Source organism: Microbacterium sp. LMI1x-1-1.1, assembly GCF_040676205.1.
Classification (GTDB): Bacteria; Actinomycetota; Actinomycetes; order Actinomycetales; family Microbacteriaceae; genus Microbacterium; species Microbacterium aquilitoris.
Genome location: NZ_JBEGHM010000001.1, coordinates 1,132,732 through 1,147,428 on the forward strand (window position 1 = coordinate 1,132,732; position 14,697 = coordinate 1,147,428).

Annotated in this window: 11 protein-coding genes; 7 read left to right on the forward strand and 4 right to left on the reverse strand. The window is 71.8% G+C overall.

All coding sequences use genetic code 11. From position 1 onward, the window contains the following. Positions 1–53: 53 nt before the first annotated feature. From MRBLMI1x_RS05520 to MRBLMI1x_RS05530, 3 genes are read left to right on the forward strand one after another with little or no spacing between them, the layout of a single operon-like run. The gene (locus MRBLMI1x_RS05520) at positions 54–1,202 is read left to right on the forward strand and encodes an exonuclease SbcCD subunit D (RefSeq protein WP_363456974.1); all 1,149 of its coding nucleotides are present in this window, start codon (positions 54–56) and stop codon (positions 1,200–1,202) included. Then, a complete protein-coding gene (locus tag MRBLMI1x_RS05525; protein ID WP_363456977.1) occupies positions 1,199–4,201 on the forward strand; it encodes an SMC family ATPase in 3,003 nt (1,000 codons plus the stop codon). The genes MRBLMI1x_RS05520 and MRBLMI1x_RS05525 overlap by 4 nt, the downstream gene beginning before the upstream one ends. Before the next feature lie 4 nt (positions 4,202–4,205). Further along, on the forward strand, positions 4,206–4,385 hold the full coding sequence (locus tag MRBLMI1x_RS05530; RefSeq protein ID WP_363456980.1) for a hypothetical protein: 180 nt from the start codon (positions 4,206–4,208) through the stop codon (positions 4,383–4,385). A 15-nt stretch (positions 4,386–4,400) separates the two neighbouring features. Here MRBLMI1x_RS05530 and MRBLMI1x_RS05535 read toward each other — a convergent pair whose 3' ends face one another. Then, positions 4,401–4,958: a nucleosidase gene (locus MRBLMI1x_RS05535; protein ID WP_018186830.1), complete on the reverse strand. Its 558-nt coding sequence runs from the start codon at positions 4,956–4,958 to the stop codon at positions 4,401–4,403. 22 nt (positions 4,959–4,980) lie between these two features. After that, positions 4,981–7,047 carry an NAD(+) synthase gene (locus tag MRBLMI1x_RS05540; RefSeq protein WP_018186831.1) on the reverse strand — a complete coding sequence of 689 codons (2,067 nt, stop codon included), beginning with the start codon at positions 7,045–7,047 and terminating at the stop codon, positions 4,981–4,983. A gap of 56 nt (positions 7,048–7,103) precedes the next feature. Between MRBLMI1x_RS05540 and MRBLMI1x_RS05545 the strand changes: the two genes are divergently transcribed. After that, positions 7,104–8,003 carry a hypothetical protein gene (locus tag MRBLMI1x_RS05545; protein WP_363456984.1) on the forward strand — a complete coding sequence of 300 codons (900 nt, stop codon included), beginning with the start codon at positions 7,104–7,106 and terminating at the stop codon, positions 8,001–8,003. A 22-nt stretch (positions 8,004–8,025) separates the two neighbouring features. Continuing rightward, positions 8,026–11,562 (forward strand): TM0106 family RecB-like putative nuclease, encoded by a 3,537-nt coding sequence (locus tag MRBLMI1x_RS05550; RefSeq protein ID WP_363456987.1) that lies wholly within the window; start codon positions 8,026–8,028, stop codon positions 11,560–11,562. On the opposite strand, the gene upp is transcribed toward MRBLMI1x_RS05550, so the two are convergent. Further along, complete coding sequence (upp, locus tag MRBLMI1x_RS05555; RefSeq protein ID WP_363456990.1) at positions 11,547–12,179, reverse strand: uracil phosphoribosyltransferase; 633 nt, start codon at positions 12,177–12,179, stop codon at positions 11,547–11,549. The two genes, MRBLMI1x_RS05550 and upp, sit on opposite strands and share 16 nt — an antisense overlap. 68 nt (positions 12,180–12,247) lie before the next feature. On the opposite strand from upp, the gene tadA reads away from it, so the two are divergent. Beyond that, a complete protein-coding gene (gene tadA, locus MRBLMI1x_RS05560) occupies positions 12,248–12,676 on the forward strand; it encodes a tRNA adenosine(34) deaminase TadA (RefSeq protein ID WP_363457830.1) in 429 nt (142 codons plus the stop codon). Between the two features lie 9 nt (positions 12,677–12,685). On the opposite strand, the gene MRBLMI1x_RS05565 is transcribed toward tadA, so the two are convergent. Next, on the reverse strand, positions 12,686–13,798 hold the full coding sequence (locus MRBLMI1x_RS05565; RefSeq protein ID WP_363456993.1) for an alpha/beta fold hydrolase: 1,113 nt from the start codon (positions 13,796–13,798) through the stop codon (positions 12,686–12,688). A 59-nt stretch (positions 13,799–13,857) separates the two neighbouring features. On the opposite strand from MRBLMI1x_RS05565, the gene proC reads away from it, so the two are divergent. Continuing rightward, positions 13,858–14,691 (forward strand): pyrroline-5-carboxylate reductase, encoded by an 834-nt coding sequence (gene proC, locus MRBLMI1x_RS05570; protein ID WP_363456996.1) that lies wholly within the window; start codon positions 13,858–13,860, stop codon positions 14,689–14,691. The last annotated feature ends 6 nt before the right edge of the window (positions 14,692–14,697 follow it).

A 14,697-nucleotide genomic window follows, 5' to 3' on the forward strand; every position in this document is an offset into this window, starting at 1 on the left:
CCTGCGCGGCACGCCTCGGCGGCGATGTCGGAGCCTCGACCTAGCGTGTGAGCATGCGCATCCTGCACACCTCCGACTGGCACATCGGGCGGACCTTCCACGGTCACTCCACGCTCAATGCGCTCCGAGGTGTGCTGAGCGAACTGACGGCGCAGGTCCGCGAGCACGGCGTCGACGTCGTGATCGTCGCGGGTGACGTGTTCGACTCCGCGACCCCGGCCGCCGCGTCGTACACGCTCCTGTCCGACGTCCTCCGCGGCATCGCCGACGCGGGTGCACGGGTCATCGTCACGAGCGGCAACCACGACTCCGCGGCGCGGCTCGGGTTCCAGGCAGGGCTGCTGCGCGACGGCATCCACGTCCTGACCGATCCGGATGCCGTCGGCACCCCGCTCACGATCGAGGACGCCGACGGGCCGGTGCGGTTCTACGGCATCCCGTACCTCGAGCCGGCGCTCCTGCGTCACCGGTGGGAGGGGGTGCGGACCCAGGCCGCCGTCCTCGGGCGGGCGATGGACCTCGTCCGCGCCGACCTCGCCGAACGGGGCGGGCGGTCGGTGGCGATCGCGCACTGCTTCGCCGCGGGCGTCGAGCCGACGCCTCAGCTCGAGCGCGACATCCAGCAGGGCGGTCTCGACGTCGTGCCGCTGTCGACCTTCGACGGTGTCGACTACATGGCGCTCGGGCACATCCACGGGCGGCAGCGTCTGTCCGAGAGTGTCCGCTACGCCGGCGCGCCTCTGCACTACAGCTTCGGCGAGGGCGACAAGCCCCGCGGCTCCTGGCTCATCGACCTGGATGCCGACGGCCTCGCCGGCGTCGAGTGGCTCGACCTGCCGGTTCCCCGTCGCCTCGTGACGCTCCGCGGTCCGTTCGCCGAGATCCTGGCCGACGAGGCGCTCGCCGCGCATGCGGAGGCATGGGTGTGCGTCGAGTACACCGACGATCTGCCCGAGGCCGACCCGCTCCGTCGGCTGCAGCAGCGGTTCCCCTTCTGCGCGAAGGTCGTGCACGCGCCTGCCAAGGTCCGCACCGGCGACACGGCGACCTACGTCGACCGCGTCCGCGCGGCGCGCTCCGACCGCGAGTTGGTCGAGGCCTTCCTCGAGCACGTGCGAGAGGGGCAGGGGGCGACCGAGCGCGAGGCCGGGCTCATCGACGAGGTGCTCGACGAGCGCGTGCGCCAGGAGGCGATGGCGTGAAGCTGCACCGCCTCGAACTCACCGGGTTCGGGCCGTTCCGCGAGCGTCAGGTCGTCGACTTCGACGCCTTCGACGCCGACGGTCTCTTCCTGATTTCGGGGCGCACGGGCGCCGGCAAATCCAGCATCCTGGACGGCGTCAGCTTCGCCCTCTACGGCTCGGTACCGCGCTACGAGGGCGGCGACCGGCGTCTCCGGAGCGACCACAGCTTCCTCACCGACCCGACCGAGGTGCGCCTCGAGTTCACGGTCGGGGGCACCCGCTGGCGCGTGACGCGCGCGCCCGAATACGAGCGGCCCGCCAAACGCGGCGGCGGTCTGACCCTCGAACCGGCGCGCGCCGAGCTCGAGGAGTGGGTCGACGACCGGTGGGTCGGACGTGCCGCAAAGCAGCGCGAGGTCGGGATCGCCCTCGACGAGGTGCTCGGGCTCAGCGCGCAGCAGTTCCAGCAGGTCATCCTGCTCGCGCAGAACAAGTTCTCCCGGTTCCTGCTCGCGGCCAACGCTGAACGCCAGCAGCTGCTTCGCACCCTCTTCGGGACCAAGCGCTTCGAGGCGTACAAAGACGCTCTCGACGAGCGACGGCGCGACGCGCAGAAGCGGCTCGACGAGACCGGCGCCCGGGTGCGCACACTCCTCGAGGTCGCCGAGCGCGAGGTCGCGGCCCACGACCTCCACGGGACCGATAAGGGCGACGCGCCCCTCGAATCCGACGTCCTCGGACGTAAGGACGCCGTCGAGCGCGCACTCGCCCGAGCCGAGTACCGGGTCGACGCCCGCGGTAACGAACGAGCGGTCGCGACGTCCCGGGCCGAGGCGGCGGCCGCCGAGCATCGGCGGCTCGTCCAGATCGCGGAGCGTCTTGCCGACCTTGAGAAGGCGCGCACGGATCTCTCCGCGCGCGAGTCCGAGTCCCCCGAGATTGACGCCCTTCGGGGGCGCCTCGACCGGGCACGCGCTGCGGAGGCGCTGCGCGCTCCCGTCGAGAACGCGACGCGTGCGGCGGGAGTGCTGGCTGCGGCGCAGACGGATCGTCGTGCCGCAGAGGACGCCTGCAACGCCGCGGGCGGTTCGCCGGACGACGACCTCGCCGCGACGGTCGACGATCTCACGAGCCGCATCGCCCGCGCCCAGGCTGCCGCCGAGGCGGAACGGGATGCCGCGGCCCTCGGTGACGCACAGCAGCGTCGCCGCGACGAGCTGGCCGGCTTGGACGAGGCACTCCGCGACCTGGATGCCGTGCTCTCGGCCGTTCCCGAGCGCAGGCAGCGCGCGGCGAAACAGCTCGCAGAAGCTCGCGCCATCGCGGGGCGGCACGATGACCTCGCCGCCTCGCGCATCGATCTCGCCGCGCGACTCGACGCCGCCCGGTCGCTCGAGCGACTGACTCCCCGCGCGGCCGACGCCGACGCCGCGTACGTCGACGCCAACGCGGCCTCCGCCGCGGCATCAGCTCGCGTCGGAGAATTGCTCCGCCGCCGCTTGCGCGGGTACGCGGGCGAGCTCGCGGCATCCCTCGTCGACGGTGAACCGTGCGCGGTCTGCGGCTCGACGACGCACCCCCGCCCGGCCGTGCACGACAGCGAACCGGTCACCGACGACGACCTCGCAGCCGCCGAGAAGGCGCGGGACGACGCGGCAGCGGCGGAGAAGGATGCCGCGAGGGCGGCCGCCGCAGCGCGAGAAGCCGTCACGACGGCCGCGGCCACGGCAGGCGGTCGCGGGGCCGACGATCTGGCTGCCGCCCTGGCCGACCTCGACGACGAGCTCGCGGCCGCTGCGGCGGCGCGTTCGCGCGTCGACGAACTGACGCGCGACGCCGAGCAGATCGACGCGCTCGAGGCAGACGCCGTCCGCGAAACAGCTGCTCTTCGAGAGCGCGCGGGCGCTCTGCGCGAAGAGCTCGCGACGGTCGAGGGCACGCTCCAGACCGCGCGGCGAGCGGTCGAGGCGGCGCGCGGCGATCACGAGAGCGTCGCCGCGCGCATCGCCGCCGATGAGGAGCTCCGCCGTCTCGCTGCGCGTCTGCTCGAAGCCCGTCGAGACGAGCAGACCCGTCGAGAGGCGGCGGACGCCGCCGCGGGCGACCGCGACGCGCGCATCGCCGACACGGTGTTCGAGACCCTCGACGACGTCGTCGCGGCGTTGCTGCCGGCCCACGAGACGAGCCGACTCGCGCATCGGGTCGAGGAGCACGCCGCCGCCCTCAACGCCGCGCGGGCGCGCGCTCTCGAACTCGAACTCGAGACCGTCGACGCACACGTCGAGCCCGAAGCCCTGGCCGCCGCGGCACGCGCAGCGGCCGAGGCGGACGAGGCCCGCTCCGCCGCGATCGCCGCCGAGGCCGACTCCGTCAACGTCGCGACGGGCCTGCGCGACCTGGTCGAGCGCATCGACGCCGCCGCGGGCGCCGTTGCGAGCCAGGCCGAGGATGCCGCCGCGATCACGCGTCTCGCCGACACCGTCGCGGGCAGGGCTCCCAACACGATGAAGATGGACCTCGAGACCTTCGTCCTCGCGGCCGAGCTCGAGGAGATCGTCGCCGCCGCGAACCTGCGCCTGGCCGAGATGTCGTCGGGCCGGTACACCCTGCGTCACTCCGATGCGAAGCAGGCTCGGGGCGCGGCATCCGGTCTGTCCATCGAGGTCCTCGACGCGCACACGGGACGGCTCCGCTCGCCGCAGTCGCTCTCGGGCGGCGAGACCTTCCTGGCCTCGCTCGCGCTCGCCCTGGGACTCGCCGAAGTGGTCACGTCGCGTGCCGGCGGCATCCGGCTCGACACGCTGTTCATCGACGAGGGCTTCGGCTCGCTCGACCCCGAGACACTCGAGCTCGCGATGCGGACGCTCGACGAGCTGCGTGCCGGCGGCCGTATCGTGGGCGTCATCAGCCACGTCGAGGCGATGAAGGAGCAGATCCCCGCCCAGCTCGTCGTCGAGGCGACCCCCGAAGGCCCCAGCATCGTCCGGCAGGACGTCGTGGCGCAGCCCTTAGGCTGAAGGCATGAGAAAAGGCACGATCTGGACCATCCTCGGCGTCGTCGTCGCGGTGATCATCGCGTGGATCGTCGTCGACGTGGTGCTGAAGCTCGTCTTCGTCGCCGCGAAGCTCGTCATCATCGCCATCGTCGCGCTGATCGTCTTCTTCGTGCTGCGTTCGCTGTTCAGCCGCCGGGACGCCTGAGGTCTCTCGCGGACGTCAGACGCCGTACAGCTCGCTGATGCGCTCGCGCAGCTGACCGCTGCAGATCGCGACGGCGTCACGCCAGTCGGTGATCGCATCGTCCTGCGCGCTGTCAGAGACCGCCTTCAGGATGCGGATCGGCACACCGAACTGCTGGGCCACCCAGATGTAGGCGTATGCCTCCATGTCGACGAGTGTTCCGCCGAGGGCGCGGATCGCCTCGACCGTGTCGGCGTCGTCGACGAAGTGGTCGCCCGTCGCGATCGTCGTCCCCTCGCGGCCGGCGATCGACACCGTCGGCGGCAGCGAGACGTGCTGACCTGCGACACCGTCGACGTCCGACACGTCGTGCTGCAGGGCGGTGGTCACCTCGTGCACACCCACCGTCTCGGCATCCACCGATCCGGCGGTGCCGACGACCACGATCTCGTCGTAGCTCGCGCGGTCCAGCGCTCGCGTCAGGGCGTACGTGGCCTGCAGCTTGCCGGGCCCGGTGACGAGCCGGTCGAAGCCGGGGAGCTCCTCGGGGAAGGCGACGAGTTCGGAATCCAGAGCGGCGACGAGGAGCTTCACCGAACCATCATCCCACCGTGGATCAGGACGCTTCGCCGGGGAAGGCCGCATCGAGCTCCGCGAGCCACGCCGTCGCGTTGCCGTCGGACGGTGCCCGCCAGTCGCCGCGCGGCGAGAGTGAGCCGGCGGGCGACACCTTCGGCGCGTTCGGGACGGCGCTGCGTTTGAACTGCGCGAACCCGAAGTAGCGCTTCAGGAAGACCCGCATCCACCGCACGATGGTCGCGCGGTCGTAGGCGAACCGGTCGTCGGCGGGGAAGCCCGGAGGCCACGCTCCGGTCTCCGCATCCGACCAGGCGTGCTCGGCGAGGAAGACGATCTTCGACGGGCGGAAGCCGTAGCGGAGCACGTGGAAGAGCGTGAAGTCGTGCAGGGCGTACGGCCCGATCGTGCTCTCGGTCGACTGGACTTTGCCGTCCTGACCGGCCGGCACGAGCTCGGGGCTGATCTCGGTGTCGAGGACGGCCTGGAGCACCTCCTTCGCACGGTCGGTCAGAGTCGCGCCCGACTCGTCGCTGTGCGCGATCACCCAGCGGATGAGGTGCTGGATGAGGGTCTTGGGCACGCCCGCGTTGACGCCGTAGTGGGCCATGTGATCGCCGACGCCGTAGGTCGCCCAGCCGAGGGCGAGCTCCGACAGGTCCGACGTGCCGATGACCACGCCGCCGCGCTGGTTGGCGAGGCGGAACAGGAAGTCGGTGCGGGCGCCGGCCTGCACGTTCTCGAACGTCACGTCGTAGACGGGCTCGCCCTTCGCGAACGGATGCCCGAGCCCGGCCAGCAGCTCGGTCGCCATCGGACGGATGTCGATCGTCTCGATCGTCGCGCCGATCGCCTCGGCGAGGGCGATCGCGTTCGACTTCGTGTGCTCGCCGGTCGCGAAGCCCGGCATCGTGAAGGCGAGGATGTCGCTGCGCGGGCGTCCCATACGGTCCATGGCGCGCGCGACGACGAGGAGGGCGTGGGTCGAGTCGAGCCCGCCCGAGACGCCGATCACGGGCTTCGGCTGCCCGATCGCGCGGAGGCGCTGCTCGAGACCCGACACCTGGATGTTGAAGGCCTCGTAGCAGTCGAGGTCGAGGCGGGCGGGGTCGTCCGGCACGAAGGGGAACCGGTCGAGCGGGCGGCGGAGCCCCGAGACGGATGCCGCGGGCCCGACCGTGAAGGGGATGCGATTCGACCAGGTGGATTCGCTGCGGGCGTTGTCTTCGAAGGTGCCCTGACGCAGGCGATCCTGGCGGAGGCGATCGAGGTCGATGTCGGCGATCGCGTGCCGCGGTCCGTCGGGGAAGCGCTCGGTCTCGGCGAGGAGCGTGCCGTTCTCGTAGATCAGCGTCTGCCCGTCCCACGAGACGTCGTTCGTCGACTCGCCCTGGCCGGCGGCGGCGTACACGTAGGCGGCGAGGCAGCGGAAGGACTGCGACTGCGCGAGGACGCGGCGGTCCTCGGCGCGGGCGATCGTGATCGGGCTGCCCGAGAGGTTCAGGAGGACGGTCGCGCCGGCGAGGGCCGCGTGCGAGGACGGCGGCACCGGCACCCAGAAGTCCTCGCAGATCTCGGCGTGGACGACGAGTCCGGGGACGTCGGTCGCCTCGAAGAGCAGGTCGGTACCGACCGGCACCTCGTCGCCCGCAAGCGTCACGGTGTCGGGTGCGCCGTCGCCGCGCGCGTACCAGCGGGATTCGTAGAACTCGCGGTAGGTGGGCAGGTGCGACTTGGGCGCGACGCCGAGCACGCGCCCGCGGTGGATGACGACGGCGCAGTTGTAGAGCCGGTTCTGGATGCGCAGCGGTGCGCCGACGACGAGGAGGGGGGAGAGGTCGACGGATGCCGCGACGAGCGTCTCGATGGCCGTGAGGACGGCGTCGAGCACGACGTCCTGCATGACGAGGTCCTCGATCGCGTACCCCGAGAGGCCGAGTTCGGGGAAGACGGCGACGGCCACACCCTCGTCGTGGCAGGCGCGGGCGCTGGTCAGGACCGCCTCGGCGTTGGTCGCCGGATCGGCGATCGCGACCGGCACCGTGCACGCGGCGACGCGCGCGAAACCGTGCCGGTAGGGGTTCTCGAACGGGAGGTCCTGGGTCACGGCTCCAGTCTGTCAGGTGCCCGCCCGCGTGCGGCAGCCTGTGCTTTCATCGTCAGGTGCCCACCCGTGCCGGCGGATACCCGCCGCTCCCGCCGCCGTATCCGCTCCCGAAGGACTGGCGGGTCGGCACGCCCACCCGCATCCGTCCGTGGACGGTCGTGATCTACAGCCTGGTCGTGCTCGGGAGCGCTGCGGCGCTCGCGTTCGCGGTGCTCGGCGGGAACGTCGGTGCCGCGACGTGGTGGGTGCTCGTCTTCGCGGGCGCGACGCTCGGGTTCGGCGTCCACTTCGAGCGCGCCGGCGGTGAACGGGGCATGCCGGAACTCCTCAACGCCGTCGCCCTGACGCGAGCGGAGAAGCGCCCTCCCGACTCGTGGGTGCACTTCTTCCGCGAGCGCGGTGCCGGGTCGTGGGTGAGCGCGTGGTTCACCGTGGCGGGCGTCGTGTCGACCGCGGCGTTCGTCTGGGCGATCGTCCGGTCCGTGACGACGGATGCCGCCCTCGCCCTCATCTGGCTCATCCCGCTGCTCCTGGGGGCTCTCGTGGTCCTCCTGGCGGGCAGCATCGCGATCGTCTCGACGTGGCGCGCGGCATCCTTCGGTCGGCTGCCGATCGGCGTCGGGATCGGACCGTCGGGTGTGACCCGCTACTACCTCGATGACACGGACGACATCGACTGGGCCCGCATCGCGCGCGTCGCTCCGACGGTGTCGGCCGTCGACGAGACGACGGGGGACTTCACCCCGTCCGTCGAACTCCGAGCCGTCGACGACGAGATCCTGCTCGACCTGAACATCAGCGGCTTCCGCGCCCACGCGTGGCTCATCTACGCCTCCATCCGGTTCTGGGCGGAGCATCCCGAGATGCGCCACGAGCTCGGGACGACCTTCGCGCAGCAGCGCATGGACGGGTGGCGTCGCGGCATGCTCGGCAAGAGTGTCGGCGACCGCGGATAGTGTCGATTCCCGAGAGGGGATCATGCGATACATCGAAGACGACGGCCGGATCGTCTGGAGCGCGAGCGACCTGAAAGCCGCGGCCGAGTGCGAATTCGCCTGGCTGCGGGCGATCGACGCGAAGCTCGGCCGGATCGCGGCGGTCGACGACCCGGAAGACCTCACCCTCGAACGCGCGGGCCGCCTCGGCACCCAGCACGAGCGGCGGGTGTACGAGGCCTACCGCGCCGCGCACCCGGGGGCGGTCGTCGAGATCCCCGAGACCAGGTCGTCGGATGCCGCGGGCCTGGCGGCGGCGGTCGCCGCGACCGATGCGGCTCTCGCCGACCCCGCCGTCCACGTCGTCTACCAGGCGGCGTTCTCGACCGACGAGTTCGTCGGCTTCGCCGACTTCCTCGTCCGCGGCGACGACGGCCGCTGGATCGTGCAGGACACCAAACTCGCTCGCCACGCGCGGGTCACGGCCCTCATGCAGCTGGCGGCATACGTGGATCAGCTCGACCGACTCGGTGTTCCCCGCGCCGACGAGGTGCAGCTGCTCCTCGGCGACGGCACGACCTCGACGCACGCCGTCCGCGACCTCATGCCGGTCTTCTCACTGCGACGCGAGCGCCTCCGCGCGCTCATCGCCGACCGGGATCTCGCCGCCGGTGCGGCAGGCGAGCCCATCCCCTGGGGCGATGACCGCGGCGAGCTTCGGGTCGTCGCGTGCGGGCGGTGCGCGACCTGCGATCTCGAGGTCGTCTCCCACCGTGACCTGCTGCTGGTCGCCGGCATGCGTCCCGTCCAGCGCGACCGCCTCCGCGCGGCGGGCATTACGACGATCGACGGCCTCGCGGCATCCCGCGACGCTCCTCCTCGGATGTCGTGGGACACCTTCTCGGGGCTCCGGACCCAGGCGCGCCTGCAGCTCGAAAGCCCCGCCGGCGGCGTCGACGACACCCCCGCCGGGACGGGGCCCGCGATCCCGACGTTCGACGTCGTCTTCCCCAAGGCGCTGGGAGCACTGCCGCGACCCGACCACGGCGACCTGTTCTTCGACTTCGAGGGCGACCCGCTCTACACCGAGGGCGCCGCCGTGCAGTGGGGGATCGATTACCTGTTCGGCTGGGTCGACGAGACCGAGCAGTACTCCGCGCTGTGGGCCCACTCCTTCGCCGACGAGAAGCGCGCGCTCGAGGACTTCCTCGAATTCGTCGCCGTCCGTCGCCGTGCCCACCCGGGCCTGCACATCTACCACTACGCACCGTACGAGCCGACGCACCTGCTCGCCATGGCGGCACGGCACGGCGTGGGCGAAGCGGCCGTCGATCGGCTGCTCCGCGACGGAGTGTTCGTCGACCTCTACCCGATCGTCCGGCGTGCCCTGCGCGTCGGCTCGCGGTCGTACTCCATCAAGAAGCTCGAACCGCTCTACATGGGCGACGAGGTGCGCACGAGCGACGTGCAGCGCGGGGACGACTCGATCGTCCGCTACGTCGAGGCCCGCGGATTGCAGGATGCGGGCGATGACGAGGCCGCCCGCATGATCCTCGACGACCTCGCCGACTACAACCGCTACGACTGCGTGTCGACGCGTCGACTGCGCGACTGGCTCGTGGAGCGGGCCCGAGAGGCGAAGCTCGTGCCCTCGCGGGAGCCCGACGCCGGCGAAGCCGTCTACGAGCCCTCGCCGCACGCCGATTCGCTCGCCCGGTTCGCTGCCGACGCCGAGGACGAATCGGTCGCGCAGGCGCTCCGACTCGGGGCGGCGGCGATCGACTACTACCCGCGCGAGGCGAAGACCTTCTGGGCGACGCATTTCCTCCGCCTCCGCGAACCGGTGTCGGTCTGGGAGGACACCCGCGACGTCGTGGTCGTCGATCGCGACCGCTGCCGGGTGCTCACCGACTGGCACCGCCCGGAAGGCCTGACCGCCGTCCGCCGTGTCGTCGAGATCCGGGGCGAGTTCGCCCCCGGCACGCGGGTGACCGTGGGACAGAGCCCCTACGCCGTCTACGAGCTGCCGGCGCCGTTCCCCATCGAGACGAGCCCGCGGTGGATCCACGCGGCGCGGTCCATCTCCGTCGTCGACGTCCTCGACGACGGTGTCGTGATCGAGGAGAACGCCTATCAGGGGTTCACCTGGCAGGAGCTGCCCGTCGCGCTCACGCCGCCCGCGCCACCGCGAGCGGGCAGCCAGCAGGCGGCAATCGACGAGTGGGCCGACGCCGTGCTGGCCGCGGCGCCGGCATTGCCGACCGATCCCGCGACCGACCTGCTGCTCCGCCGCCCGCCGCGCCGTGAGACCCCGTTGCCGCGCACCGGCGACGACGTCGCCGACATCTCCGCGGCGCTCGCTGAGGCGACCGACGGCTACCTCGCCGTGCAGGGCCCTCCGGGGACGGGCAAGACCTACGTCGGGTCGCACGTCGTGGCGCGCCTCGTTCGCGAGCGCGGCTTCCGCGTCGGCGTCGTCGCGCAGTCGCACAACGTGGTGGAGCACATGCTCGACCGGATCGTCGAGGCGGGGGTGGATGCCGCGCAGGTCGCCAAGGCCCCCAAGGGGCCGGCCACCGGGCAGGAACGCTTCACCGTCATCGCCAAGAACCAGCTCTCCGCCTACATCGACTCCCAGCCCGCGGGGTTTGTCGTGGGCGGCACGGCATGGGACCTCACCCACACCGGACGGGTCGGGCGCCGCTCGCTCGATCTGCTCGTCATCGACGAGGCGGGTCAGTTCTCGCTCGCCTCGACCATCGCGGTCTCGGCCGCCGCGAAGCGGCTGCTGCTCCTCGGCGACCCGCAGCAGCTGCCTCAGGTCAGCCAGGGCACCCACCCCGAGCCCGTCGACACGTCGGCACTCGCGTGGGTGATGGACGACCATGCGGTCATCCCGGCAGATCGCGGCTACTTCCTCGCCCGCACGCGACGGATGCGGCCGGAGGTCGCCGAACCCGTGTCGCAGCTCGCCTACGAGGGTCGGCTCGAGGCCCACCCCGACACGGCACTCCGGCGGCTCGAGGGCGTGCCCGCGGGTGTGATCCCCGTGCCGATCGCCCACACGCGCAACGCGACGCAGTCGCCGGAGGAGGCGGAGGAGGTCGTCCGGATCGTCCGCGACCTCAGCGGCACCCCCTGGTCCGACGGCGACGCCGCCCGTCCCCTCGCGCCCGAGGATGTCATCGTCGTCACGCCCTACAACGCGCAGCAGGTGCTCGTCGAAGAGGCGCTCGTCGCGGCAGGGTTCCCCGGCGTGCGCGTCGGGACGGTGGACCGGTTCCAGGGGCAGGAGGCGGCCGTCGTCGTCGTCTCGCTCGCGGCGTCGTCGGGTCGCGATGCGCCACGCGGGCTCGAGTTCCTGCTGCTGCAGAACCGCATCAACGTCGCCGTCTCGCGTGCGATGCACACGGCCTATGTCGTCTACAGCACGGGCTTGCTCGACGACCTGCCGCGCACGCCCGACGGGGTCGCGCGTCTCAGCGCGTTCGCCCGGCTGGTCGGGACGGCATCAGCCGAGGGGGCGGTGCCGCCCCAGACCGAGCTGTCTCAGACGGTGCCGCCTCAGACCGTCCCGTAGAGACGGTCGCCCGCGTCGCCGAGGCCGGGGACGATGTAGCCCTTCTCGTTGAGGCGCTCGTCCATCGCGCCCAGCACGAGGGTCACATCCCGGTCGCCGACCTGCTTCTTGATGGCGGCGACGCCTTCCGGGGCGGCGAGGATGCAGACCGCGGTGACGTCCTGCGCGCCGCGCGCGAAGAGGAAGTCGATCGCGGCACCGAGCGAGCCGCCGGTGGCGAGCATCGGGTCGAGGACGAAGCACTGCCGATCGCTCAGGTCGTCGGGAAGCCGTTCGGCGTACGTGTACGGCTCGAAGGTCTCCTCGTTGCGAGCCATGCCGAGGAAGCCGACCTCGGCCGTCGGCAGCAGGGTCGTCATGCCTTCGAGCATGCCGAGACCGGCGCGGAGGATCGGGACGACCAACGGGCGGGGCTCGCTGATCTTGAGTCCGGTTGTGCGGGTGACCGGGGTGTCGATCTCGATCTCCTCGACGCGGACGCCGCGGGTCGCCTCGTAGGCGAGGAGCGTGATGAGCTCCTCCGTCAACTGGCGGAAGACCGGTGAGGTGGTGCGCTTGTCGCGCAGCACCGTGAGCTTGTGGGTGATGAGGGGGTGGTCGGCGACGTGCACACGCATGAGCCCAAGGGTACCGGGGCTACGCTGACCTCGTGAGTCTGCCCGTTCCCGCCGCCGATGATGCGGCGATGACGAGGGCGCTGGAACTCGCGGCATCCGCCCCCGCCCACGGTGATGTCCCCGTCGGCGCGGTGGTCACGCGGGCGGGCGAGGTCATCGGCGAGGGTCGCAATCTGCGCGAGCGCGACGGCGACCCCCTCGCGCATGCCGAGATCATCGCGCTGCGGGCCGCGGCATCCGCTCTGGGGTCCTGGAACCTCGAGGACTGCACCCTCGTCGTCACCCTCGAGCCGTGTGTCATGTGCGCCGGGGCGATCCTGCAGACGCGCGTCGGCCGAGTCGTGTTCGGTGCCTGGGACGAGAAGGCCGGCGCCGCCGGATCGGTCCACGATCTGCTGCGCGACCGCAGGATGCCGCACCGCGCCGAGGTCCTGGGCGGCGTGCGGGCCGAGGAGGGTGCGACGCTCCTGCGCGCGTTCTTCGACGAGAAGCGCTGATCCCGCGCGTCAGTCGGACGAGCTGAGGATGATCGCCTCGGTCGGAGGGGCGGGGGATGCCGGCGACCCGATGTACCCCGTCAGTTCGAGCAGCGCGCGACGGAACACCGCGGGACGCTCGAGGTGCGGCGTGTGGCCGACGCCGGGGAGCGCGAGCTCGGTGGCGACACCCCCGGCATCCGTGTAGCGGCGCAGGACCTCACGGGTCTGCGACACCATCGGCTGGGCGGGCGCAATATCGGCGCCGGGCCAGTCCGGCAGGATGCCGAGCGCGCCGAGGTGGTTCGGGTCGGAGAAGGATGCGTCCGACACGATCGGGTCGAGGACGCCGCGCACCCACAGGATGGTCGGCTTGACGGGCAGCTCGACGATCGCCGACACGTCGAAGTTCGACGGCGCGAGCGCGTTGAGCACGCCGAAGCGGCCCGGAGCGTATCCGGGCCAATGCGGGCTGGGGACGGCCTCGCCGGGGTAGTTGCCGGTCGCCGTCGAGGTCGACAGCATCGCCTCGACCCACAGGTCCTCGTGCTCGGTGGTGAACCCCTCCGCCACGAAGGACGAGCGGAAGATGCTCCGCGGCGAGGTGGGGGACTCCTCGTCGGATTCGCGGGCGTTGAGTCGGCGCACGAACTCCGCGTTCGCCATGCCCGCGCCGCAGCCGGCGTCGTCGTCGGTCAACCGGGTGCCGTCCAGGCGCGTGCCGCCGAGCCCGTAGAGCGAGATGGGGGACTCGAGCAGAATCGTCCGCACGGGGTGGTCGAGGGCGAACTGCAGAGCGACCGCTCCGCCGAGATCCCAACCGACGAGATGCGGTGCGTCGATGCCGAGCTCTGCCAGTGCTACGGCGACGTCGTCGCTGAGGTCGCGGACGCCGCGGCTCGCGTCGACCGGCATGTGCTCCGTGCCGCCGAACCCGCGCAGATCGACCGCGACGACGCGGAACTCCGCAGGCAGGTCCTGCATGAGCTCCTGCCAGACGAGGGCGGAGGAGAGCCCGCCGTGCAGGAGGACGACGGTGCGGTCGGGCGCGGTGCCGGGGTTGTCGCCGGTGCGCTCGAGGATGTTGACGCCCAGGCGGTCCGTGTCGATGATGCGGGACGAGATTCCGTCGAGGAGGGTCATGACCCGATGATAGGCGGCCGCCGCATCCATGCCGAGGGCGTCGATGACAGGATGGGTCCATGACGCACCACCTCCCGCCCGTCGCCATTCTCGGAGCAGGTTCGATGGGGGGTGCGATCGCCCAGGGCATCTCACGCTCGGGGGAAGCATCGTCGGTCGTGGTGACCAACCGCACCGCCGCCAAGGCCAGCGAGCTCGACGGGCTCGACGCCGTCACCAGCGTGGCGCTGGCGGACGAGCCGAGCGCGAACACGGATGCCGCGGCATCCGCCGACATCGTCCTCATCGGGGTGAAGCCCGCCATGGTGCCCGACGTGCTGCGCGAGATCGCGGGCGCGCTGCGCCCCGGGACGATCGTGGTGAGCCTCGCGGCGGGCGTCACGATCGACACCTTCGAAGCGATCGTCGGGCCCGGCATCCCCGTCATCCGTTCGATGCCGAACACGCCGGCCGTCGTCGGCAAGGCCGTCACGGGCCTTGCTGCCGGCTCGACCGCGACGCCCGAGCACGTCGCCCTCGTGCGGCGGCTGTTCGAGACGTGCGGCGTCGTGATCGAGGTTCCTGAGGCGCAGATCGACGCGCTCTCGACGATCTCGGGGTCGGGCCCGGCCTACGTGTTCCTGCTCGTCGAGGCCCTCACCGAAGCCGCGCGCGGCAAGGGGTTCGACGAGGCCGATGCGCGCCTCATGGCCGAGCAGACCTTCATCGGGGCGACCGCGCTGCTCGCGGCATCCGGTGAGGATCCCGCCGAACTCCGCCGCCGCGTCACGAGCCCGAAGGGGACGACCGAGCGCGCCATCGGCGTCCTGCAGACGGGGAACCTCGACGGTCTCTTCGCGCAGGCGACGGATGCCGCGCTGGCCCGCGCGCGCGAGCTGGCGACCGGCGTCTGAGGCCGG